The organism is Bartonella sp. MU37NMGALS (assembly GCF_042194015.1).
Classification (GTDB): Bacteria; Pseudomonadota; Alphaproteobacteria; order Rhizobiales; family Rhizobiaceae; genus Bartonella; species Bartonella grahamii.
The window spans coordinates 1-23924 of record NZ_JBHIML010000001.1 but is presented as its reverse complement, the minus strand read 5'-3'; the positions used below and the strand labels follow the sequence as shown (position 1 = coordinate 23924).

General features: G+C 38.0%; 17 protein-coding genes, 3 tRNA genes and 2 pseudogenes. 17 read left to right on the top strand and 5 right to left on the bottom strand.

The annotated features are described in order from the left end of the window. Positions 1–357 precede the first annotated feature (357 nt). The 3 genes from ACFIJP_RS00110 to rirA are packed head-to-tail and all read right to left on the bottom strand — an operon-like array spanning position 358 to position 2501. Entirely contained in the window at positions 358–846 is a 489-nt protein-coding gene (locus tag ACFIJP_RS00110) for a CinA family protein (RefSeq protein WP_375624974.1), read from the bottom strand. Then, positions 843–2033 (bottom strand): bifunctional 2-C-methyl-D-erythritol 4-phosphate cytidylyltransferase/2-C-methyl-D-erythritol 2,4-cyclodiphosphate synthase, encoded by a 1191-nt coding sequence (locus tag ACFIJP_RS00105; RefSeq protein ID WP_375625184.1) that lies wholly within the window; start codon positions 2031–2033, stop codon positions 843–845. Before ACFIJP_RS00105 ends, ACFIJP_RS00110 begins: the two co-directional genes overlap by 4 nt. A gap of 24 nt (positions 2034–2057) precedes the next feature. Continuing rightward, on the bottom strand, positions 2058–2501 hold the full coding sequence (gene rirA, locus ACFIJP_RS00100) for an iron-responsive transcriptional regulator RirA (RefSeq protein WP_273788340.1): 444 nt from the start codon (positions 2499–2501) through the stop codon (positions 2058–2060). Between the two features lie 173 nt (positions 2502–2674). Here rirA and ACFIJP_RS00095 point away from each other — a divergent pair, with 173 nt between their 5' ends. The 8 genes and pseudogenes from ACFIJP_RS00095 to ACFIJP_RS00060 all read left to right on the top strand — a co-directional run bounded on the left by ACFIJP_RS00095 (position 2675) and on the right by ACFIJP_RS00060 (position 13851). Then, the gene (locus tag ACFIJP_RS00095; protein WP_375624973.1) at positions 2675–4942 is read left to right on the top strand and encodes an ATP-binding protein; all 2268 of its coding nucleotides are present in this window, start codon (positions 2675–2677) and stop codon (positions 4940–4942) included. Position 4943: 1 nt separating this feature from the next. Then, the gene (locus tag ACFIJP_RS00090; RefSeq protein ID WP_375624972.1) at positions 4944–6302 is read left to right on the top strand and encodes a sigma-54-dependent transcriptional regulator; all 1359 of its coding nucleotides are present in this window, start codon (positions 4944–4946) and stop codon (positions 6300–6302) included. Between the two features lie 4 nt (positions 6303–6306). Next, positions 6307–7683 carry a Trk system potassium transporter TrkA gene (trkA, locus tag ACFIJP_RS00085; protein ID WP_012755010.1) on the top strand — a complete coding sequence of 459 codons (1377 nt, stop codon included), beginning with the start codon at positions 6307–6309 and terminating at the stop codon, positions 7681–7683. A 10-nt stretch (positions 7684–7693) separates the two neighbouring features. Continuing rightward, a pseudogene (locus ACFIJP_RS00080) lies at positions 7694–8502 on the top strand (hypothetical protein). Positions 8503–8648: 146 nt separating this feature from the next. Further along, positions 8649–9281, top strand: coding sequence for an ATP-dependent Clp endopeptidase proteolytic subunit ClpP (clpP, locus tag ACFIJP_RS00075; RefSeq protein WP_375624970.1), 633 nt, complete (start codon positions 8649–8651; stop codon positions 9279–9281). Between the two features lie 183 nt (positions 9282–9464). Next, a complete protein-coding gene (gene clpX / locus ACFIJP_RS00070; protein ID WP_375624969.1) occupies positions 9465–10739 on the top strand; it encodes an ATP-dependent Clp protease ATP-binding subunit ClpX in 1275 nt (424 codons plus the stop codon). A gap of 175 nt (positions 10740–10914) precedes the next feature. Continuing rightward, complete coding sequence (gene lon / locus ACFIJP_RS00065) at positions 10915–13341, top strand: endopeptidase La (protein ID WP_375624968.1); 2427 nt, start codon at positions 10915–10917, stop codon at positions 13339–13341. Positions 13342–13572: 231 nt separating this feature from the next. Further along, positions 13573–13851, top strand: a complete 279-nt coding sequence (locus tag ACFIJP_RS00060; RefSeq protein ID WP_120122030.1) for an HU family DNA-binding protein — start codon at positions 13573–13575, stop codon at positions 13849–13851. Between the two features lie 1066 nt (positions 13852–14917). Here ACFIJP_RS00060 and trmFO read toward each other — a convergent pair. Next, entirely contained in the window at positions 14918–16330 is a 1413-nt protein-coding gene (gene trmFO, locus ACFIJP_RS00055; RefSeq protein ID WP_375624966.1) for a methylenetetrahydrofolate--tRNA-(uracil(54)-C(5))-methyltransferase (FADH(2)-oxidizing) TrmFO, read from the bottom strand. A 134-nt stretch (positions 16331–16464) separates the two neighbouring features. Between trmFO and ACFIJP_RS00050 the strand changes: the two genes are divergently transcribed. The 6 genes from ACFIJP_RS00050 to ACFIJP_RS00025 all read left to right on the top strand — a co-directional run bounded on the left by ACFIJP_RS00050 (position 16465) and on the right by ACFIJP_RS00025 (position 22447). Next, positions 16465–16547: transfer RNA gene (locus tag ACFIJP_RS00050), tRNA-Leu, on the top strand. Positions 16548–16682: 135 nt separating this feature from the next. Further along, positions 16683–18110, top strand: a complete 1428-nt coding sequence (tig, locus tag ACFIJP_RS00045) for a trigger factor (protein ID WP_375624965.1) — start codon at positions 16683–16685, stop codon at positions 18108–18110. A gap of 128 nt (positions 18111–18238) precedes the next feature. Then, entirely contained in the window at positions 18239–19738 is a 1500-nt protein-coding gene (gene gatB, locus ACFIJP_RS00040) for an Asp-tRNA(Asn)/Glu-tRNA(Gln) amidotransferase subunit GatB (RefSeq protein ID WP_375624963.1), read from the top strand. Between the two features lie 181 nt (positions 19739–19919). Further along, complete coding sequence (locus ACFIJP_RS00035; protein ID WP_375624962.1) at positions 19920–20318, top strand: NADH:ubiquinone oxidoreductase subunit NDUFA12; 399 nt, start codon at positions 19920–19922, stop codon at positions 20316–20318. Between the two features lie 89 nt (positions 20319–20407). Next, on the top strand, positions 20408–20833 hold the full coding sequence (locus ACFIJP_RS00030) for a DUF2155 domain-containing protein (RefSeq protein WP_375625183.1): 426 nt from the start codon (positions 20408–20410) through the stop codon (positions 20831–20833). A gap of 879 nt (positions 20834–21712) precedes the next feature. Further along, complete coding sequence (locus tag ACFIJP_RS00025; RefSeq protein WP_375624961.1) at positions 21713–22447, top strand: rhomboid family intramembrane serine protease; 735 nt, start codon at positions 21713–21715, stop codon at positions 22445–22447. Here ACFIJP_RS00025 and ACFIJP_RS00020 read toward each other — a convergent pair. Continuing rightward, positions 22444–23274: a TrmH family RNA methyltransferase gene (locus tag ACFIJP_RS00020; protein WP_375624959.1), complete on the bottom strand. Its 831-nt coding sequence runs from the start codon at positions 23272–23274 to the stop codon at positions 22444–22446. The genes ACFIJP_RS00025 and ACFIJP_RS00020 overlap by 4 nt on opposite strands. 205 nt (positions 23275–23479) lie before the next feature. Between ACFIJP_RS00020 and ACFIJP_RS00015 the strand changes: the two genes are divergently transcribed. From ACFIJP_RS00015 to ACFIJP_RS00005, 3 genes and pseudogenes are all read left to right on the top strand, one after another. Further along, a tRNA-Tyr gene (locus ACFIJP_RS00015) sits at positions 23480–23563 on the top strand. 32 nt (positions 23564–23595) lie between these two features. After that, a tRNA-Gly gene (locus ACFIJP_RS00010) sits at positions 23596–23669 on the top strand. A gap of 179 nt (positions 23670–23848) precedes the next feature. Continuing rightward, a pseudogene (locus ACFIJP_RS00005) lies at positions 23849–23924 on the top strand (elongation factor Tu); the annotation flags it as partial.

Sequence of the window (23924 nt, the reverse complement as noted above, 5' to 3'; positions counted from 1 at the left end):
AGGCATATCCAAACAAAACGCCCAAATAGGACATGCTCGCGTCATACCCATTTCATAATAAATAGTATGGATACTCGTAAAAGTATATAAATCAACATCTTTACACTTATGAAGAAGTCAGCCTGAACCATTTATTTGCCATCTCTCGAGATGTTGCGCGAGCTCTTAGCATTTGAGAGAGGTACAAGTATCCTTTTCTTTAATCATTTTATTTATACAGTTTTTTTCTTGTGGCGTGCAAGTGAATAAATTTGATTGATTCAACTTAAAGTTGTGGTGCAATAAATCATTTTTTCAAGATGTTGACGATTATAGACTCAATGTGGAATAGAGAGCTTTGAAATTAGTATGGGGAATTCAGTGAAGCAATTCCAGAATCATTTTAAAAACATTTTCAACAGTTGCATGGCGGATAGCATTGCGGTTAAGATGACCAAAGTGCATTTCTTTGTGCAGAGTTTTATGATTTTTGTAAGCAACTGCGCAATGCACAAGTCCTACAGGTTTATCAAGACTTTCTCCTCCTGGACCAGCAATTCCTGTTACAGAGACTGCAATGTCAGCTTGTGAATGTTTTAATCCACCCTCAGCCATTGCAAGAGCAACTTCTTTTGAAACGGCGCCATAGGTTTTTATAAGTTCAGCACAAACGCCAACAAGGCGTGTTTTAGATTCATTTGAATAAACAACAAATCCACAATCGAGAACATCTGACGAGCCTGCAATATTTGTGAGGCTTGCAGCAATGAGTCCTCCTGTACAAGACTCTACAGTTGTTAACAGCAAACCTTTTTGGCGAAAGATATTAAGGACTTCATGTGCTTGTTTTTCACAAAGATATGTCATTGGGGAAGTTCTCCTGAATAAAGAACGCTCGCTGTTGCAAGAGCAGCAATTCCTTCACCACGACCAATAAATCCAAGCCTTTCATTTGTTGTTGCTTTGATAGAGATTCGATCAGGTGTCATTGAAAGTATTGTCATAAGATTTTCTGTCATGGCATGACGATAGGGACCAATTTTAGGATTTTCAGCGATAATTGTGATATCAACATTGGCGATACGACCACCTGCTTGTTTTAGAATATCAAGAGCATGACGGAGAAAAATTTCTGATGATGCATTTTTCCATTGGGGATCAGAGGGAGGGAAATGTGTGCCAATATCTCCAGCACCTCGCGTAGCGAGCAGGGCATCTGTTAGCGCGTGAAGAGCAACATCTGCATCGGAGTGTCCATTTAATTTTTTATGAAAAGGGATTTTTATACCACATAAAATAAGAAAGTCACCTTCTTCGAAAGAGTGAACATCATAACCATTGCCGGTGCGGATATCAGGAAACATTTGCATTTTCTTTTGGAGATATAAATGTGCGGTATTAAAATCTTCATGCCATGTAATTTTTATGTTGTTAGGATCCCCAGGAACGGTACGCATAGGAATTCCAAACCATTCTGCAATCGCAGAATCGTCAGTGAATTCTTTTTTGCAAGCTTGTTTTGCTTGCTTATGGGCGGCTAAGATATGTTCAAAGGGAAAACACTGTGGAGTTTGTGCACTATAAAGATGGGTACGGGGAATTGTTTCTAAAACATGCTGATTATTTACACGTTTAAGGGTATCAGAGATGGGAAGGACAGGAAGAACACCTTCTTGAGGTGTGATTGTATTGTGAATGTTATCAAGAAGCTTTTTTTCGATAAAGGGGCGTGCACCATCATGAATATGCACATATTGGAGATTGAATTTTTTGAGTGCCTGAAGTCCATGTAAGGTAGAGATTTGACGTGTATTTCCTCCTTCAACGATAATAAGGCGCTCTTTAAAATCATCAATAGCTTGTTCACAGATTTGACGATCTTCTGGATGAATAACAAGGATAATTGTTGTGATAGATGGATGCTGCAAAAAACAATGCACGGTATGATAAATAATCGGCTTTTGTCCTAGAAGCCGATATTGTTTTGGAATTTCATGGGGAGATCCTGCTCTTTCACCACGTCCAGCGGCTAATATTATTGCTGCAATAGAAATACCTAATCTCCTTGTATTATAATCTTAGTTTGCCTTTTTGTCATTAATTTTAAAATGATTTTGAAAGGATGGTTGTTGTAGATCAGCAAGGGATATCACGGATAACACCTCAAAAAAAGCATTTAATGCTTTTTGAAGTGCGGTATTTAAACCACAAAAATCGATCAAGGGGCAAGTTGGTTCTGCAGTATCGAAACATTCTGCTAGGGAAAAGTTATCTTCTGTTACTTTCACAACATCAGCGACTGAAATCTCTGCTGCGGGTTTCGCCAATCTAACTCCACCATTGCGTCCACGCACTGTTTGTATAAAACCTGCTTGAACAAGCAGCTGAAGGATTTTAAATAAAAAAAGTTCTGAAACGGCATATGCTTTAGCAATTTCTGGAACACGACTGAGAGTTCCCTGATTATCTGCACAATACATGAGCATTCGAAGAGCATAATTTGTTTGTTTTGTTAATCGCATCTCATTTCCTTCGTAAAGTATCGTCGAACACAGTTTATTTTAAAGATATTTTGCAAAATGTAGAAGTTCTTTCTCATTGACTATATTTGCTCTATTTTAAATGTAGTATTAGTATTGTCAATTTTTGCTACAAAAGGTTATATGAGAATAATGGGATAAGGGTATGTAAGCTCATGACGAATATAACATCTGTGACGAATCTTCAAGACATAGATAAAAATACTTATAACGATGAGTTGTATCGTTTAAGTAAGGTATATATTTTTTTAGGGATTACAATTATTGTATTGGCTTTACTTACGGCCTCTGTTTCATTTATTATTCTTATTGGATTAACCCCTGTTGTTCCCAGTAGAACAGTAACTCTTATTCTTATAGGGATTAATAGTTTTTGGGTTTTAGGGCTTATTGTCATCGTTTTTTATGAGATGATTCCGATCATTCGTGCTTGGCGTTCAAGGCGTGCAGGGTCGCGTCTTCATGTGCGCCTTATTTCATTGTTTGCACTTGTTGCAACAATGCCAGCTGTTGCTGTAGCTCTTGTATCGGGTCCAGCACTAAATTTGGGACTTGATCGATGGTTTGATACAACAACGCGGCAAATTGTGGGCTCTTCTATTGATTTAGCAAATGCTTATGCAGATGAAATGCTTCAAAATTTAAAAAATTTATCCTACGCGATGGCATTTGCACTTGATAACAAAAAACTCTTAGAACGTAATCCAGCTGAATATAGGATGCAATTGACGCGCCATGCTATAGGACGCAATTTGCGTGGCGCATTTTTGTTAAGTTCTAGCGGAGCTATTTTTATATCGAGTGCTCTTGGTGATGAAGATAAACTGCCAATTCCTCCTTCCAATCTTATTGAACGTGCAACCAGTGCGAGGCCTTTTTCTTTTCAACCAGGCGTGCATGATTATTTTGGTATTATTTTAAAATTTACCAACATTCCAAACACATTTCTATATTTGGTGCGTGACGTTGATAAAGGTGTTTTATCTGCTTTGCGTTTGACAGAAGTCAATACAGATCGTTATCGTGATTTAAATGAAAATCGCCTGCTGACGCAAATTGCATTTGGTATGCTTTATTTATGTCTTTTTTTTAGTTTATTCTTATCAGCTATTTGGGCCGCTATTGCTGTCGCTGATCGCTTAGTACGTCCTATTCGTCTTCTCATTAGTGCAGCTGATGATGTTGCTACTGGAAATATGGAAATTTTTGTGCCAGTACGAGCAAAAGATGGGGATATTGGGCAATTATCCAAAACTTTTAATTACATGGTTAGTGAATTGAAAAGTCGGCGCAATGAGTTGATTGCAGTGCGTGATCAAATTGATGAGAGAAGGCGTTTTTCTGAAGCAGTGTTATCGGGTGTAACAGCAGGAGTAGCTGGTATAGATGATAATGGTGATATTACAATTATTAATCGGTCTATTGAAGCGATGTTTGATATTCGCTCTGAACACGTTGTTGGACAAAGTCTTTTATCTTTAAGTGCTGAAATTTGGCAGGTTTTTCAGTTTGCACGTTCATTGGATCGTAAAAATCATCGTGAGCAGGTTACTTTAAACGTTGCAGGAAAAGAGCGTGTCTGTAATGTCCAAGTTACGATGGAAGAGGATGATGGACAGGGGCAATCTTGGGTTCTAACAATTGATGATATTACAGACCTTGTTGCAGCGCAACGTACAGCGGCATGGGCGGATATTGCACGGCGTATTGCACACGAAATAAAAAATCCCCTCACACCCATTCAGTTATCCGCCGAACGCATTCGTAAACGTTATAACAAAGTTATTACACAAGATAGAGAGGTCTTTGAGCGGTGTATTGAGACAATTATTCGACAGGTTGGAGATATTGGGCGTATGGTTGATGAGTTTTCCTCTTTTGCACGTATGCCCAAACCACAAATGCATATTTTAGATATACGAGAATTGTTGCGCGAAGCATGTTTCTTGATAGAAGTGACACGACATGATATTCATTTTGAGCAAGATTTAGGAAGTCTACCACTTATGGGTGCATTTGATAACCGTCTCATTGTACAAGCTTTTTGCAATGTTATCAAAAACGCGAGCGAATCCATAGATTCAGTTGTGCGAGAGGAAAATATTCACGGTCGTATTCTTGTCCGTTCTTATCGTCAAGAGGAATGGGTGGTTGTGGATGTTGTTGATAATGGGAAAGGACTTCCTAAAGAGCAAAGACAAAAGTTATTAGAGCCCTATATAACAACGCGGGAAAAAGGAACAGGGCTCGGGTTAGCCATTGTGCGCAAAGTTATTGAAGATCACGGTGGTTCCATGGAGCTTCATGATGCACCGGAGAGTTTTTATGAAGGTCGTGGTGCGATGATCCGTTTGATATTTCCGGCGGATGGGGGTAAGCAGGGTGGTATTATACAAGCCATAAATCATAAGATAGGGGAATAGTATGGTATCAGATATCTTGATTGTTGATGATGAAGCAGATATTCGTGAGCTTGTTGCTGGTATTTTAGATGATGAAGGTTATGAAACGCGTGTTGCTTGTAACTCTGATGAAGCATTGGCTCAAATTAGTGAGCGTATTCCAAAGCTCATTTTTTTGGATATTTGGCTACAGGGTAGTCGTCTTGATGGTTTAGCATTGCTTGATGAAATTAAAACGCAATATCCGGCTCTTCCGGTCGTTATGATCTCTGGTCATGGTAATATTGAGACGGCTGTTTCCGCTATAAAGCGAGGGGCATATGATTTCATTGAAAAACCTTTTAAAGCTGATAGACTTGTATTGGTTGCAGAGAGAACACTTGAAAACTCAAATTTAAAACGTGAGCTTTTAGAATTGCGAAAGCGTTCGAACGAGACATTAGAGTTGCTCGGAAAATCGACAGTTGTAAAAAATTTGCGTCAAATCATAGAAAAAGTAGCACCAACCAATAGTCGCGTCATGATAACAGGTCCTTCAGGGGCAGGAAAAGAAACTGTTGCACGAACTATTCATGCGCTCTCAACGCGTTCGAATGGGCCATTTGTTACAATAAATGCTGCAACGATTACTCCGGAAAGAATGGAAATAGAGCTGTTTGGCAGTGAAATGGAAGGAAGAGAGCGCAAGATCGGTGCCTTAGAGGAAGCTCATGGCGGTATATTATATCTTGATGAAATTGCTGACATGCCACGTGAGACTCAAGGTAAGATTCTTCGGGTGTTAACGGGGCAGACATTTGAAAGAGTTGGCGGCACAAAACGTGTTAAAGTGGATGTGCGTATTATTTCTTCGACAGCGCAAAATCTTGAAAACCTCATTTCTGATGGGCGCTTTAGAGAAGATCTTTTCCACCGTCTTTCGGTTGTTCCTATTGCTGTTCCGCCCCTTTCAGCGCGTCGTGAAGACATTCCAGAACTTGTACATCATTTTGTAAAAACAATATCACAGCAGGTTGGGATTAAACCGCGTGCAATCAGTGATGATGTGATTGCTATTTTGCAAACGCATGCTTGGCCGGGTAATGTGCGGCAATTACGCAATAATATTGAGCGTCTTCTTATTCTTGTGCGGGATGGTGATGGTCCTATAACAGCGGACTTTCTTCCCAGTGAAGTAAGTGATTCTTTGCCACGTTTTCAAATGGATTCAGATGAAAGTATAATGGATTTGCCGTTACGTGAAGCACGAGAATTGTTTGAAAAGAGATATTTAGTGGCACAGATTGGGCGTTTGGGTGGAAATATATCACGTACTGCTGAATTTATAGGCATGGAGCGTTCAGCTTTGCACCGTAAACTTAAAGCGCTTGGAGTTTCTTAAAGCGATGCGTGTTATTATTTGCGGAGCAGGACAGGTTGGGTATGGGATAGCAGAGCGTCTTGCTGCTGAAAATCACGATGTTACTGTTATTGATATTGAAACGAGATTAATTGAAAAGATTCGCGATACATTGGATGTGAGAGGTTTTGTTGGTCACGGTTCACGTCCTGAAGTTCTTTTGGCTGCAGATGCAGATAAAGCTGATATGTTGATTGCTGTCACTTTGTTTGATGAAGTCAATATGGTAGCTTGTCAAGTAGCACATTCATTATTTAATGTGCCCACAAAAATTGCTCGTATTCGTTCACAATCTTATTTAGAACCACGTTATAAGACGCTTTTTTCCAGAGAGAATATTCCCATTGATGTGGTTATTTCGCCAGAAGTTGAAGTTGGGGAAATGGTTTTGCGCCGTATTGCTTTACCTGGTGCAATAGATGTTCTTTATTTTTGTAATGATGATGTTGTTGCGCTAGCCTTGGAATGCATGGAAGATTGTCCAGTTATTAATACACCTTTGCGTCAATTAACAGAGCTTTTTCCAGATCTTCATACGACGGTTACCGCTATTAAACGTGGCGCGGAATTATTGGTTGCACATTCAGAAACGCAATTACGCGTTGGTGATATAACCTATCTTGTTGTTGCTCGTGATCAAATGCGCCGTGCTGTTGGGCTTTTTGGTCATAAAGAACAAGATGCCCACCGCATGATTATTGCAGGAGGCGGTCACATTGGCCTTTATGTTGCACAGGCTATTGAAAAGCGTTTCCATAAATTAAAATTGAAGATTATAGAATCGCATAGAGAAAGAGCTCTCACGATTGCTGATCAGCTTGAAAAAACAACAGTTTTATACGGTAACGTGTTAGATCCAGTGATTCTCCAAGATGCGGGAATTGATCAGTCCGATTTAATGATTACATTGACCAATCAAGATCAGGTTAATCTCTTAAGCGCTATTATTGCTAAAAGATTGGGCTGCAAAGCCAATATGGTATTGATTAATAATGTTGCCTATCAAGAATTTAGTCGTGCTGTTGGTGTGGATGCATATCTTAATCCCCATAGCGTTACAATATCGAGAATTTTGCAACAAATGCGCCGTGGACGTATTCGTTCTGTTCATTCAGTTTTTAATGGCCGAGCAGAAATTATTGAAGCTGAAGTGATGCAAACATCTTCATTGGTTGGTAAGTCATTATCAGAGCTCAATTTATCAGATGGTTTGAGAATTGGTGCAATTTATCGCAATAAGACAATAATACAACTTTCGGCAGATACGCGCATTTTGTCTGGTGATAGAATAGTGATTTTTGCTCTTGCTGATAGGGTTCGTGATGTTGAACAACTCTTTCGCGTAAGTTTAGAATATTTTTGATATATTATCTATGGATATTTGTACTTTTGGGTATAGTGGACAATTAAGATTGGTGGATAGGCTTTGTTTGTCCTCAATGGTTAAAACTGGACAGCGCGTTAAGCTTTTTAGTTATGATAAAAAAATAGATAATCTTCCTGCCGGTGTTGAGTTGCATGAAGCCGAATCAATTTTACCACGCTCAGCAATTTATCGCCTTGACCCCGATTTTTCTGATGATAAACCAGGGTGTACAATTGTTCAGTTTTCGGATTTTTTTCGTGTTATGCTGATGAAATATCAACAAGGTGTTTGGTTAGATACAGATGTTTACCTTGTTAAACAATTTCATCCAGATGCGGATAAGGTTTGGTTGGCAAGAGAAAATAATACAAGAGTAGGCGTTTCTGCACTTTATTTTCCGCCCAATAACCCTATTATAAAAATATTTGAAGATTATTGGGCAGGCACAGAAATTATTCCTCATTGGCTTGGATTTAAGCGTCGTATTTGGAGACCATTCTGGTTAAAGAGAAAAAAATGCTGATTTTACCGGGAAGTCTTGGTGTTACGATATTTGGCAATGATGGTATTTCACGATTAGCAAAACGATATGGTTTTTTTCATGAAGCAAAGGAAAAGGAAACTTTTTATTATTGGACTGGGCGAAAAACTGAACGTATTTTTGAACCAGCTTTTGGCATAAAGCCGCTTACAGATTCACGCTTGATAGGCTTTCATATTCACAGAAAGACAAAGACCAGGAAAAGACCTCAGGAAGGAAGTTTTTACCATTGGGCGGTATCTCGCATCCCTGATGTTCATCATTTGTTTAGATAGAGTTATTATTGCTATTTTAACTATTGAGATTTTAATCTACCTTAAATAGCTCTTGATTGTAGCTTGCGCAAGAGAGTAATGTTAACATATGGATAAAAACATTGAATGTGTAAAGAGCGGTTGTTATATGAACGGAAAGTAAAAATATGAGTGATCCAATGAAAACAGCATTAAGCCTTGTTCCTATGGTTATTGAACAAACCAATCGTGGTGAACGGGCCTATGATATTTTTTCCCGTCTTTTAAAGGAGCGGATTATTTTTATTAATGGTCCTGTCGAAGATGTTATGGCAATGCTTGTTTGTGCACAATTGCTTTTCTTGGAAGCGGAAAATCCTAAAAAAGAAATTAGTCTTTATATTAATTCTCCAGGTGGTGTCGTAACATCTGGTATGGCTATTTATGATACTATGCAGTTTATTCGCCCTCCTGTTTCTACGCTTTGCATGGGGCAGGCGGCATCTATGGGGTCTTTATTGTTAACAGCTGGAGCAAAAGGTCATCGTTTTACATTGCCAAACGCACGTATTATGGTGCATCAACCATCTGGTGGTTTTCAAGGTCAAGCTTCAGATATTGAGCGACATGCGCAAGACATTATAAAGATGAAACGGCGTTTAAATGAAATTTATGTTCAACATACAGGTCAAGATTATGAGATTATTGAGAGAACTCTCGATCGCGATCATTTTATGACAGCAGAAGAAGCCAAAGCGTTTGGCTTAGTTGATGATGTTATACAATATCGTGCAGAAACTGAAAAAGAAGAAAAAGATTAAGAATTTTTATAGAAAAAACAGCTACTTTAAATCACAGAGTTTTATAAAAAATATCGCAAAATAAGAGAAACACCTAAAAAGATTGAGACATGCATGGTTTTCTATATGTCTTTTAGTTTTCATGATGAAAAGCTTCCTTTGAAAAGGCAAAGTATTCATATATCGTGGTGAAAGGAAAGAAAAATGAGCAAAATTAGCAATAGCGGGAACGAATCAAAAAATACTCTCTATTGCTCGTTTTGCGGCAAGAGTCAGCATGAGGTGCGTAAGCTCATTGCGGGGCCTACTGTATTTATCTGTGATGAATGTGTAGAGCTTTGCACGGATATTATTCGGGAAGAAAATAAGTCTTCTGGGGTTAAGGTGCGTGATGGTGTTCCTACGCCACAGGAAATTATAACAGTTCTTGATGATTATGTTATTGGTCAGCAGCATGCAAAGCGTGTTCTTTCTGTTGCTGTTCATAATCATTATAAACGGTTGGCGCATCAGTCTAAAAGCAATGATATTGAGTTAGCTAAATCAAATATTCTTCTTGTTGGTCCAACGGGCTGTGGTAAAACTTATCTTGCACAAACATTAGCACGTATTATTGATGTGCCTTTTACGATGGCAGATGCGACCACTTTAACTGAAGCGGGTTATGTGGGTGAAGATGTTGAAAACATTATTTTGAAGCTTCTTCAAGCAGCAGATTATAATGTTGAACGTGCGCAGCGTGGTATTGTTTATATTGATGAGGTTGATAAGATTTCTCGTAAAGCAGACAATCCTTCTATTACAAGAGATGTTTCGGGGGAAGGAGTTCAGCAAGCGTTATTAAAAATTATGGAAGGAACGATTGCTTCTGTTCCTCCTCAAGGTGGACGTAAGCATCCGCAACAAGAGTTTCTTCAGGTTGACACCACAAACATCTTATTCATTTGTGGAGGAGCTTTTGCAGGTTTAGAACGGATTATTTCAGGGCGTGGTGAAAAAACTTCTATTGGTTTTTCTGCGACCGTTAAGGCTCCTGATGAACGTTGTGTTGGTGAAATTTTTCGTGATTTAGAGCCTGAAGATCTTATAAAATTTGGTCTAATACCAGAATTTATTGGGCGTCTTCCTATAGTCGCTACCTTAGAGGATTTAGATGTTAACGCCCTCATGCAAATTTTATCACAACCTAAAAATGCGTTAGTAAAGCAATATCAGCGTCTTTTTGAAATGGAGAATGTCGAGCTAGCATTTCATGAAGATGCTTTACGTGTTATTGCGAAGAAAGCAATTGAACGTAAAACTGGTGCTCGTGGTTTACGTTCAATTATGGAGAAGATCCTTCTTGAGACGATGTTTGAGCTACCGGCTCTTGAAGGCGTTCAAAAAGTGGTTATTTCGAGTGATGTCGTTGATGGGAAAGCGCGTCCTCTTTATATTTACTCAGAACGTGCAGAAGATAAAGAAAATGTATCAGCATGACATGCACAATGTAAAAGGTGATAATGAACGGTATTTGATAGGTGTTTCTAGTAATATCATTATAATGCTTGATTTATGTATTAGTAATTACCACTTCATGTACTGTGAAGGGCTGAGGTTTTCTAAAGGTGGGCTGATTGTTGTAGATAGCTCATAGGCTCCAGAAAGGAGAGTTATGCAATATATTGATGAAAAGACAGATGAAGTAAGAGATGGGGTTTATGCTGTTTTACCTCTTCGTGATATTGTTGTCTTCCCCCATATGATTGTTCCACTTTTTGTGGGCCGCGAAAAATCAATTCGTGCTCTTGAAGAAACGATGGCGGTTGACAAGCAAATACTATTGGTGACACAAAAAAATGCTTCTGATGACGATCCAAAATCAGAGGATATTTATCATATTGGTACATTTGCTAATATTCTTCAACTTTTAAAGCTGCCTGATGGTACTGTAAAGGTTTTGGTTGAAGGAACTGCACGTGCAAAAATTAGTCAATTTTCTTTAAGTGAAGGTTATCATCAGGCTTTTGCAACTGTTACAGAAGAACCCAGAGAGAGTGATGTTGAGATTGAAGCTCTTTCAAGGTCAGTGATTGCTTATTTTGAAAACTATGTAAAGCTTAATAAAAAAATCTCTCCTGAAGTTGTCAATGCGATTGGCCAGATTGATAATCCTTCTAAGCTTGCCGATACGATTGCTTCTCATTTGATGATTAAACTTGCAGAAAAACAGGAAATATTAGAGCTCTTACCTGTACGGGCCCGTCTTGAACGTGTTCTGTCCTTCATGGAAGGAGAAATTTCTGTTTTGCAAGTTGAAAAACGTATTCGTTCGCATGTTAAAAGGCAAATGGAAAAAAACCAACGGGAATATTATCTCAATGAGCAGATGAAGGCTATTCAAAAAGAGTTAGGAGCAGGTGATGATAGCCGAGATGAACTCTCTGAATTAGAAGAACGTATCAAGAATGCAAAACTGTCGAAGGAAGCACAGGAAAAAGCTGGGGCAGAATTGAGAAAATTACGGAATATGTCTCCTATGTCTGCAGAAGCGACAGTTGTACGTAACTATCTTGATTGGTTATTAGCAATGCCTTGGGGTAAAAAATCTAAGATTAAAAACAATTTAGATTTTGCTGAAAAGGTCATGAATAATGAGCATTTCGGTCTTGAAAAAGTTAAGGAGCGAATTATTGAATATTTGGCCGTACAAAGTCGCGCGTCAAAGATAAAAGGTCCTATTATTTGTTTGTTAGGTCCTCCTGGTGTAGGGAAAACATCATTAGCGCGCTCTATTGCAAAGGCGACGGGGCGTGAGTATGTTCGTATTTCATTGGGGGGCGTGCGGGATGAAGCAGAAATTCGCGGACATCGCCGAACATATATTGGTTCGATGCCTGGAAAAATTATTCAGTCTATGAAAAAAGCAAAAAAATCTAATCCGCTTTTCTTGCTTGATGAAATTGATAAAATGGGACAAGATTTTCGTGGAGATCCTTCATCCGCTTTATTAGAAGTTCTTGATCCTGAACAAAATAGTACATTTATTGATCACTATTTGGAAGTTGAGTATGATCTTTCTGATGTGATGTTTATCACAACTGCCAATACGCTTAATATTCCAGGTCCGTTAATGGATCGTATGGAAATTATTCGTATTGCTGGTTATACTGAATGTGAGAAAATGGAAATTGTTAAACAGCATCTTTTACCAAAGGCACTAAAAGATCACTGTTTGTCTAAAAAAGAACTCAGTATTTCTGATGGAGCACTAAGGTCGATTATTCAGTTTTACACACGTGAGGCAGGCGTTCGTAACCTTGAGCGTGAACTCATGAAAATTTCCCGCAAATCCGTTACAAAAATTCTCAAAACGCATCAAAAATCTGTAAAAGTTACAGAAAGTAATATTCATGATTTCTTGGGTGTTAAACGTTATCATTACAATCAGATTGAAGGAGAAAATCAAATTGGTGTTGTGACAGGACTTGCGTGGACAGAAGTCGGTGGAGAGTTATTGACCATTGAAGGAGTTATGATGCCAGGCAAAGGTAAAATGACTGTAACTGGAAATTTACGTGATATTATGAAAGAGTCCATTTCAGCGGCAGCATCTTATGTACGTTCTCGTGCTGTTGACTTTGGTATTGAACCTCCACTTTTTGAAAAACGCGATATCCATGTTCATGTTCCAGAAGGTGCGACGCCAAAAGATGGCCCATCTGCTGGGATTGCCATGGTGACAGCAATTGTTTCGGTCCTTACAGGAGTAGCTGTGCATAAAGATATTGCAATGACTGGTGAAATTACTTTACGTGGACGCGTTTTACCAATTGGTGGATTAAAAGAAAAACTCCTAGCAGCTCTTCGAGGAGGGATAAAAAAAGTACTTATTCCTGAAGAAAACGCAAAAGATTTGGTTGATATTCCTGATGATGTCAAAAATAATATGGAAATTATTCCGGTAAATCATGTGAGTGAAGTTTTGAAACACGCTCTGGTTCGTTTTCCAGACACTATTGAATGGAAAGAACCCTCTACAGTGGCTGTCCCAATCCGGTCAGAGAGCAGTGATAGTGATGGAATACAGATTGCGCACTGATTCATCTATCTCATTTATAACGGTATTTTTTAAGTGGCAGAAGGCGTTGTTAAAGTTATTATTCTATTTTTTGTTGAAAAAAGTGAAAAATTCCGTGAATAACTGTGATTATTGCTAAAAAAACAATGTTTTGAATAAAAATAAGACTTCTGTTTGCTGTACTTTTCAATAAACTGACCAATAACATGATTAAGTCATGTTGTCAGGTAATATAGGGAAAGGAAATATTTTATGAATAAAAGTGAATTGGTTAGCTCTGTTGCTGAAAAGGCAGGTGTTTCGAAAGCGCAAGCTGGTGCTGTTGTTGATGCTTTTATGGCTTCTATAACAGAAGCTTTGGCTTCAGGGGGGGATGTTCGTCTTCCAGGTTTTGGCTCTTTCGAAGTTTCTCATCGTGCTGCAACAAAGGGGCGTAATCCTTCAACTGGTGCTGAAATCGATATTCCAGCACGTTCTGTACCCAAATTTTCTGCAGGAAAAAGCCTTAAAGAAGCAGTTAATAAAAAATAATTTAAGCTACATTAAAAAAACCCGGTTTATTTATAAACGGGTTTTTTTAACACATGTATTATGCGTGTTTTCATATAAAATTTTGAGATCTTTGCGGTATTTTTTATTTTCATGTATTGCTGGTGTTTTTGAAAATGACTTTAAGTGTTGTATAAAATTCTGTCAGCTTAAAATATATCGTTTTTAGTCATTTCAATAAAATATTGCACTGTATTAGTGAAGTGCTGGTATGGTTTATAAAATGTAATGTTAACTTTTATTACGCTGAAGTGTTACGGTGTTTGTTTCAAAAACAAGACCCGTAAATAGTATGAGGCAAAAAAACTCTGTGAAGTGTATAAGAGTTGTTATATACCACCATTTACGCTTGATAAAAGCGCATGTTGGTGCCACCGTACTATTTTTCTCAGTTTCTATAATGTTGCGACTAGCTCTCGATATCTGAGACGAGTGTATAAGAGATAGTTTTATTCTTTTACTTATACGCCAACCTTGCTTGTGGTGCACCAAGAAGATAATTTTTATTGATTTATTATAAGAGAGACTAACATGAAAGAAGCTTATGATATTCAGATTTCGCTTTCAATATTGTGATTTTTCTTAGCATTTGAGAGGGGAGAGATAGATCTAGCTCTATCCTACAAATATTTTTTCCATATCTTGATTTCACGTGTGATATGCAAGCGAGCGTTTTTTCTTCATCACAAAAGAGTTAAAATGAGAGAATATAATAAATTTTGAGGGAGAAATTTAAAAAACAGAAAAATTACTCTTATAAAATAATTTATATTACGTAATATAAAAACTATTAATAGAGATAATACAGTATTTCTTGTGTATTTTTCATTTATTTATTTTTAGTCGTTAAGTCATATTAAATTGTTGATAGCGGTAAAAGTTTTTTATAACCGAAAGTTATTTCACAGCACCTACATAATTGAATAAATGATGAAACGTAGGGGAATATTTATTGATTAGGGGAAACAGTCTTTAAAAGGCTTTAGAATGTTTTTTCACGAGAGTCACAAAGATCCATGCAGTAGGCGAGAGGCGAATCGTGTGTTTTTTATAAACAGGAATTCTGTGATTCTTTATCTGCTAACCACTGAATACAATCATTGAGAGCTCTCGCTGTTATGGCTTGTTTCTTTACTAATTTTTTTTCTTTACTTGCTAAGCGTTTTCCTGAATGTTTAATGGAAGCAATAGGGGGAAAGAGTCCGAAATTGATATTCATTGGCTGAAAGGACTGTGTTTCTGCTTTTTCATCTATGATGTGTCCCCCCGTAATATGATTCAAAAGGGCTCCGAATGCTGTAGTTTGTGGGGGTAGGCAAGGGAAAATATGATGATATTCGGCAGCAGCAAAACGTCCAGCAAGAAGCCCTATTGCCGCTGATTCTACATAACCTTCACATCCGGTAATTTGCCCTGCAAAGCGTAGTTGTTTTTTTTGTTTTAAACGAAGGGTTTGATCAAGAATGATTGGCGAGTTGAGGTAGGTATTGCGGTGAAGACCACCAAGACGCGCAAACTCTGCTTTTTCAAGACCGGGAATCATTCTAAAAATGCGAATTTGTTCACCATATTTCAGTTTTGTTTGAAAGCCGACCATATTGTAAAGCGTTCCAAGTTTATTATCTTGGCGTAATTGAACGACAGCATAAGGTTTAACTGTAGGGTTATGGGCATTGGTTAAGCCCATAGGTTTCATAGGACCGTGTCTTAACGTTTCAAGTCCGCGCTCAGCCATAATTTCAATGGGGAGGCATCCATCAAAATAGGGCGTTTTTTCAAAGTCATGAAACTCTGTTTTTTCAGCATTTTTTAATGCTTCAACGAATGTTTTATATTGTTCTTTGTTGAGGGGACAATTAAGATAATCTTTTCCTGTTCCCTCAGGACCAATTTTATCATAGCGAGACTGATACCAACAAATGTTGATATCAATACTATCGGTATGGATAATAGGTGCAATCGCATCAAAAAAAGAAAGAGCTTTTATACCGGTTATTGCTTGTAATTCTTGAGCAAGTGCAGGCGATGTAAGGGGACCCGTTGCAATGACAACATGTTTCCAAGCTTTAGGAATTTCTTGAACTTCTTCACGTTTGATTGTTATAAGAGGATGGTTTTCGAGTGCTGTCGTAACAGTTTTTGAAAATCCATCACGGTCAACAGCAAGGGCACTACCTGCGGGAACTTTGTTGGCATCAGCAGCTTTCATAATTAACGATTTCGCTAATCGCATTTCAGCATGTAAAAGCCCTACGGCATTTGTTAATGAATCATCGCAACGAAATGAATTTGAACAAACCAGTTCTGCCAAATTATCGGTTTTATGGGCATCTGATTTTTTTTCGGGTCGCATTTCATGCAAAACAACAGGAATTCCTGACTGAGCGATTTGCCAACTTGCTTCACACCCCGCAAGACCGCCACCGATGATATGAATTGGGATATCAAATGTCTTTAACATAATTGACTTTTAGCGTAAGCAGTTATGTATGAAAAGCATAGATTTTGTTTTTTTTAATATATTTGTTTGCTTTTTTTCTGTAATTAATGGTATAGAAACGCCGCTTGTATAAGTTTATTAGCTTGTAAGTTTGAGCGGATGTGGCGAAATTGGTAGACGCACCAGATTTAGGTTCTGGCGGGAGACCGTGGGGGTTCGAGTCCCTCCATCCGCACCAAAGCAATCCCTTAAGTGCTACGGATTTCTACGTGTCTGAAATTCCGCTTCATGGTAAATGTAACACTCGAAGTGTTAGAATGTAATGATTATTAGAGTGGGTTTATCCCTCTCCTTAGGAAAATGAAGGTGTTTAATGCAGGTTACCGAGACGCTTAATGAAGGACTGAAGCGCGAAATTAAGATCGTGGTTCTAGCGAAAGATTTAGAAGAAAAGTTGAATGAAAGATTGGATGATACCAAGGGAAAAATCAAGCTTAATGGTTTTCGTCCCGGTAAAGTGCCTAGTGGGCATTTGCGAAAAATGTATGGTAAATCCTTTATGGCGGAGATTCTCAATGAGATACTCAGTGATGCGCCTCGGTCTATTTTAGCAGATCGCAATGAACGTGCAGCGATGCAGCCGAAAATTGATATAGATGAAGATGAAAAAATTCTAGATGGCAAAGCTGATTTTACTTTTAGTTTAAAGTATGAAGTTTTACCAAAAATTGAAATTAAAGATTTTGAACATATTAAGGTTATCCGTGAAATTGCAACTATTCCTGAACAGGATATTGATGATCAAATCAATCGCGTCCTTTCTTCTACGCGTAATTATTCCCTAAAAGAGGGGGCTTCTGAAGAAGGTGATCGTATTACCATAGATTATCAAGGTAAGCTTGAAGGCGCTCCATTTGAAGGTGGGGCAGATAGTGATGCACAACTGATTCTTGGGTCAAAACAATTTATTCCTGGTTTTGAAGAGCAATTGGTTGGTGTGAAAGCTGGGGATGCAAAAACGATTTTTGTTAAATTTCCTGATAATTACAGTGCAGCACATTTGGCCGGACGGGAAGCAGAGTTTGACATTACTGTCAAAGCTGTCTTTAAACCAGATGAATTAAAAATTGATGATGAAGCAGCACAAAAAGTTGGTTTAGAGTCTCTGGATCGCTTACGTGAGGTCGTTCGTGGACAGATTGAGAGCCAATATGGTTCAGTGACACGTCAAAAAGTTAAGCGTCAAATTCTTGATGCTTTAGATGCTGATTATAATTTTGAGATTCCTGAAGAACTTTTAGAGATTGAGTTTAACAATATATGGGCTCAGGTTAATGATGATTTGAAAAAGGCTGGGCGCAGTTTTGAAGATGAAGGTATTACAGAAGAAAAGGCACGGGAGGAATATCGTATCCTTGCGCAACGTCGTGTTCGTCTTGGTTTGGTGCTTTCTGAAATTGGAATGAAGGTTGGTGTTAAAGTTAGTGAGGATGAGCTAAAAGCAGCCGTTTTTGATCAGGTTCGTCAGTATCCTGGACAAGAGAAAGAGATTATGGATTTTTTCCGCAGGACTCCGGAAGCTGTTGAAAATCTACGTGCTCCAATTTTTGAAGAAAAGGTCATTGATCATTTATTAGCACAGATAAAAGTCACAGATAAAGAAGTGACGGTTGAAGAGTTGATGAAAGAATATGACGAATCAGATGTCCCTGAAGAAAAGCCGGCAAAGAAAAAATCTGCAGTGAAAGAAACCTCTACAGAGAAAACATCAGTTAAGAAAAAGGCTCCTAAAAAAGCTTAATATTTATGCAAACAGAAAAAGCCCGATAGAATCGGGCTTTTTGTAAGATTTATATCCTATGATTGCACTGAGAGAATGGTTTTAGATAAGCCATGAGTGTATTTTAAAATATTGGTAGTGGATTGGCAATGAGCATCATTGATACGCGTACTCCTGATTCTAAGCGTTTTATTTCTGGAGTTACAGGTGATTGGGAAGTCATCATTGGCATGGAAGTTCATGCGCAAATCATATCAAATTCGAAACTTTTTTCAGGAGCGTCAACCAAATTTGGTGCAGAGCCGAACAATCATGTATCACTCATTGATGCAGCCATGCCAGGTATGTTGCCTGTTCTTAATCAAGAATGTGTCCGTCAAGCGGTTCGAACGGGGTTAGGATTAAAGGCGCATATTAATTTAAAATCTGTTTTTGATCGCAAAAATTATTTTTATCCAGATTTACCGCAGGGGTATCAAATTTCTCAATTTCGCTATCCCATTGTGGGAGAGGGAAAGATTATCATATCTGTTGGTCCAGATTCGAATGGCCAATTTGAAGATATTGAAGTGGGAATTGAGAGGTTGCATCTTGAACAGGATGCTGGAAAATCGATGCACGATCAACATCCAACGATGTCTTTTGTAGATCTTAATCGTTCTGGTGTTGCTCTTATGGAAATTGTTTCCAAACCTGATATGCGTTCATCAGATGAAGCCAAAGCCTATATGACAAAATTGCGTACGATTGTTCGTTATTTGGGCACTTGCGATGGCAATATGGATGAAGGTTCTATGCGTGCAGATGTCAATGTATCTGTTCGTCGTCCTGGTGAAAATTTTGGAACGCGCTGTGAAATTAAAAACGTTAATTCTATTCGCTTTATTGGTCAAGCAATTGAGTATGAAGCGCGTCGTCAGATCGCAATTTTAGAAGAGGGAGGAGTCATAGATCAAGAGACTCGGCTTTTTGATGCGGCTAAAGGTGAAACGCGCTCTATGCGTTCAAAAGAAGAAGCACATGACTATCGTTATTTTCCTGATCCTGATCTTTTACCATTAGAATTTGATCAGGCATTTGTGGATGCTTTGGCAGAAGACTTACCAGAATTGCCTGACGCTATAAAAGCACGTTTTGTTAAGGAAATGGGATTGACAGTGTATGATGCTTCCATTCTTGTGACGGAAAAGGCTATTGCTGATTATTTTGAAGAAGTAGCGCGTGGGCGTGATGGAAAAATGGTTGCCAATTGGGTGATTAATGACCTTTTAGGGGCTTTAAATAAAGATAATCGTGAGATTGAAGAGTCACCAGTATCGCCAAATCAATTGGGAAGCATTATTGATCTCATAAAAGAAGGAGTTATTTCTGGAAAAATTGCCAAAGATCTTTTTGAGATTATTTGGAATGAGGGGGGAGATGCACGCCAAATTGTAGAAGAGCGAAATATGAAGCAGGTGACGGATACAAAGGCAATTGAGAGAGCCGTTGATGAAATCATTGCTAATAATTCTGATAAAGTTGCGCAAGCAAAACAGAAACCCGCTCTAGCTGGTTGGTTTGTTGGACAGGTAATGAAAGCAACAGGTGGTAAGGCAAATCCTCAAGTTGTTAATGAATTGGTTAAGATGAAACTTGGCATAGATTAAATTTTATGGGGTGGAGAAGAAGCCATACATATGATATCTTCTTGAAATTAAGGGATAGCACGTTATCCTATCAATTGGAATTGTAGCTGAATTTCCTAGTAACTTTTTCGGTAATTTCAATCGTTAACAGTTTTATTCCAACGATTAATTTCATGAGCGCACTAAATGAATGGAATAGCAGATGGCTCGTTTTTTTAAGCAAATCTTCACATGGTGGAATGGCAATACCATTGGTACGCGTTTTTTCACATGGCGCAAAGGTAAGCGGATAGGGGAAGATCAATTTGGAAATATATATTATGAAGGGGGACTTCATAAGGATGGTTATCCGCACCGTTGGGTTATCTATAAAGACTATTCTGAGGCCTCTACTATTCCACCAGGTTGGCACGGCTGGATTCATCATCGCTGTGATTCTCCACCAACACAGGAGGATTATCATCCTTATGAATGGGAAAAGCCCCATGTTGCAAATATGACAGGAACAAGTGAGAGCTATCGACCAAAGGGGGCTATCACCTCCAGTGGAGAGCGTTCTTGTGTGCATGAAGATTATGATGCGTGGTCACCTAAAAAATAAAATGTTTTAATGCGCTCGTATATTTTTGTCTTATTTGAATCTATGTTATGAAAAGAATTATTTTTTAAGGTGCGATTAATTTTGATATGATGAGATTTTTTTTATTGTTAGGGGTGAGGCATTTTATATATATTTTTTTAATGGGAATTTTAGTGTTTTTATCCTTAAATAATGGGGTGCGTGCTGAACGTATTAGCAATGGAATTGCTGTTTTTGCAGGTCTTGACAAAATCACGGGGCGGACCACACGTTTTGAAGTTACTCTTGGTAAAATTTATCAGTACGGTGCATTACAGGTAACACCACGTGCGTGTTATACGAGCTCTAAAGATGAACCAACGCGTACAACTGGTTTTGTTGAAGTCAATGAAGTGACATTAGATAAAAAAATACGGCGTATTTTTACAGGATGGATGTTTGCAGATAGTCCTGGTTTGAATGCTGTTGAGCATCCTATTTATGATGTGTGGTTAAAGGATTGCAAGCAGAATTCTCAAGATCTTCCTCTTCAATGATGAGTGTGTTATCTATTTATAATACATTGATTTATAATGGTCATTTATCATTTTACAACTTAATAGGAGGTTCAAATTCCTATGATTTTCTCATTTAAAATTTTTCTATATTGAATTAATCCAAATTATTCTCTTGCGCATTACAAGTGGCGGATGTGCAGATAAGATTCTCTAAGATAAGGAATAAAAATTTCCTTCATGAACTGTTTAAATTCAAAGATGCATCATTAGAACCAACGTATTTTTTCAGTGTTTCATAGGAGACAGTTCTTGAATTATATCTGTTAGAGGTTGAAATGAAAGGCTTGTTTATATTTGTTAAAGAGATGGACTGACGCTTTTGCATTTATGAGGGAAAAAGGCTATCAAGAGAGTAATTCATCATGAAACACCAATGAGTATATCTAGAGAAAGCTGTGTTGGTAGTTTTTTCTCATAGAGATGTCGTTTTTCATTCAAAGAGTAGAAGCAATGCAAGCTATATTAATGGAAAAATTGAGATTTAAGATTATTTAAAGTTTATCAATCGAAGTATAGCTTAGTTAAAAAATGCAATGATCAATATATTTCTAGTAAGAAAACAATGTTTATATATTTTGATTATACACCACCTCATAAGTGAGTTTATCTATTCGTAAGTTCTTGTGTATTGTATGATAACTTCACATTTAAGTAAGCAGGATACCACTAAGTTTGTAAATCATATTCTTGGTATCCATGCTTTTTAAAATCTTTTGTATAAAATACACGTGTTTTCATGTAGAGCTATTGAAAAAGGGGCTCCGAAGAGGCGTTGAAAAGATTCTGTATCACTGGGAGTGGTATATTTATTTTGTATAAAGAATAACCCATTTTCTGAAAAATACGAGATTTTATACAATGAAAGTTTTTAGTCACCAACATAATGATGTTTCCCGATTGCCGAAACAACCTAAAGAACCCTTGTTGAATGTTCCATTTATTATAGTTGTTTTGATAGCATTTTGTTTTTGTCTTTATTGCATTTCTCAGTATTTTTTCTCTCATCAGGTTTATACTGAAAGTCTTGAGTTTTTTTCATTTATACCAGCATTGTTTAAGAGGGATCCTGTAGCACTCTGTTATACCATGGTGAGTTATTCATTTATGCATAGTAGTTTTAAACATGTTGCTCTTAATATGGTTTGGCTTTTGGTTTTTGGCTCTCCTTTAGCAAGGCATTTTGGTGTTTTACGTTTTTTAATTTTTTGGGTGTTAACGGCAGTTATTTCTGTTTTGACTTATTTTACATTTCATCAAGAAAGTACCATATCACTTATTGGGGCGTCAGGTGCCGTATCTGGAATGATGGGTGCTATTGCACGTTACGGTTTTCCTAGTGGTAATCTAGCTGTCAATGCGCAGAACGAAAAACTTTTGGGACCTTTATTGTCCATTAAAAAAGCTCTGTGTTCTAAGGGGGTGCTCGTTTATATGGGTGTATGGCTGATGGCTGATTTTATCATAGGTATTTCTTCTATTTTGTTTGAAGAAAATGGCATCTCAATAGCATGGGAAGCTCATATTGGCGGGTTTCTTGCGGGTTTTTTGTTGGTTGGTTTTTTTGATGTTTCGCAAAAAAAAATTAAAAACTAGAATCTAAGATATTTATGTGCCACATAAAGCGCTATTGTTGCTGCATTCGAAACATTTAATGATTTAATATTTCCAGGCATATCAAGGCGTGTTAAAGCGCAAACGGTTTCACGTGTTTTTTTACGTAAACCTTTACCTTCTGCTCCTAAAACAAGAGCAATTTTATTCCCTGTTAATGCTGTTTCTAGAGGTTTGTGCCCTTCTGAATCAAGACCAAAGCTTGTAAAACCTGTTTGATGAAGTTCTTGAAGAGCTTCAGCGAGGTTTCGTACGGTAATATAATGAATCATTTCCAGAGCTCCAGATGCCGCTTTTGCAAGAACACCGTTTTCGTGGGGAGAGTGACGGCAAGTTGTAATAAGCGCTTTAGCTTTCAATGCGACTGCAGAGCGCATAATAGCGCCAACATTATGCGGATCGGTAATTTGATCCATGACAATGACCAGATTAGTATTGGTTAGTTCCGACAGTTTGCATGGTTTGAGGGGAAGAGTTTCCAAAACAATACCTTGATGAACAGCCTCACTTCCAACAAGCGAATCAAGATATTTGGGGGTGCATAATGTAACAGAGCAAGGATAATCTGATTCGGATATATTTAATCGTTTTAAGGCATTTTGTGTAACATAAAGACATTTTAAAATTCTTTTTGGGTTTTCTAAAGCTGCCTGAACAGAATGAATGCCATAAAGATGGATTATCCCTTGCCGTAAAGAAACCGCTTTCTTCTTTAGGTGTGTAAAAGATCGAGAAGGAGAGCCTTTTGTATCGCGATATCGGCGACGTAAACGAGCATAATGAGAATTTTGTGATGTTTTTTCTTTCATAGCTTCTTTATAGCGTGTTAATAAGAAAAATAGAGAGAAAAAATCTATGATTTAAAGTTATGAGCAGGAAATTTGTACAGAATTGTATTTATTCTGTTGACAGATACAATAGTAATCGTCATAACGACTTCGCAATCAGATTGAATTGAATGGGTATTCAAGATGGTTGTCGTGATGTCTCGTTGCGCGATTTTACCGGTGTAATGGAGGGGTGCCCGAGTGGTTAAAGGGGGCGGACTGTAAATCCGTTGCGTATGCTACGTTGGTTCGAATCCAACCCCCTCCACCATTCATCGAAGGAGAGTTAGTACATGGGGTCATGCGGGTATAGCTCAATGGTAGAGCAGCAGCCTTCCAAGCTGAATACGCGGGTTCGATTCCCGCTACCCGCTCCAAATGGTTGTTGGTGATTAGGCAAATAGGTATGATGGAGGATATTCCATTTATAGATTGGGTGGGGTTTTCGGTCTAAGAGTTGTGGTGATGAGCTGATTACAGTATGGTCAGACTGAGTTTTACGGGGTTGTCCTTAGGTGCTAACAAAAATAGGGAATAAAACAAGAGATTAATAGCGATGGCGAAGAGCAAGTTTGAACGAACAAAACCGCATGTTAATATTGGTACGATTGGTCACGTTGATCATGGGAAGA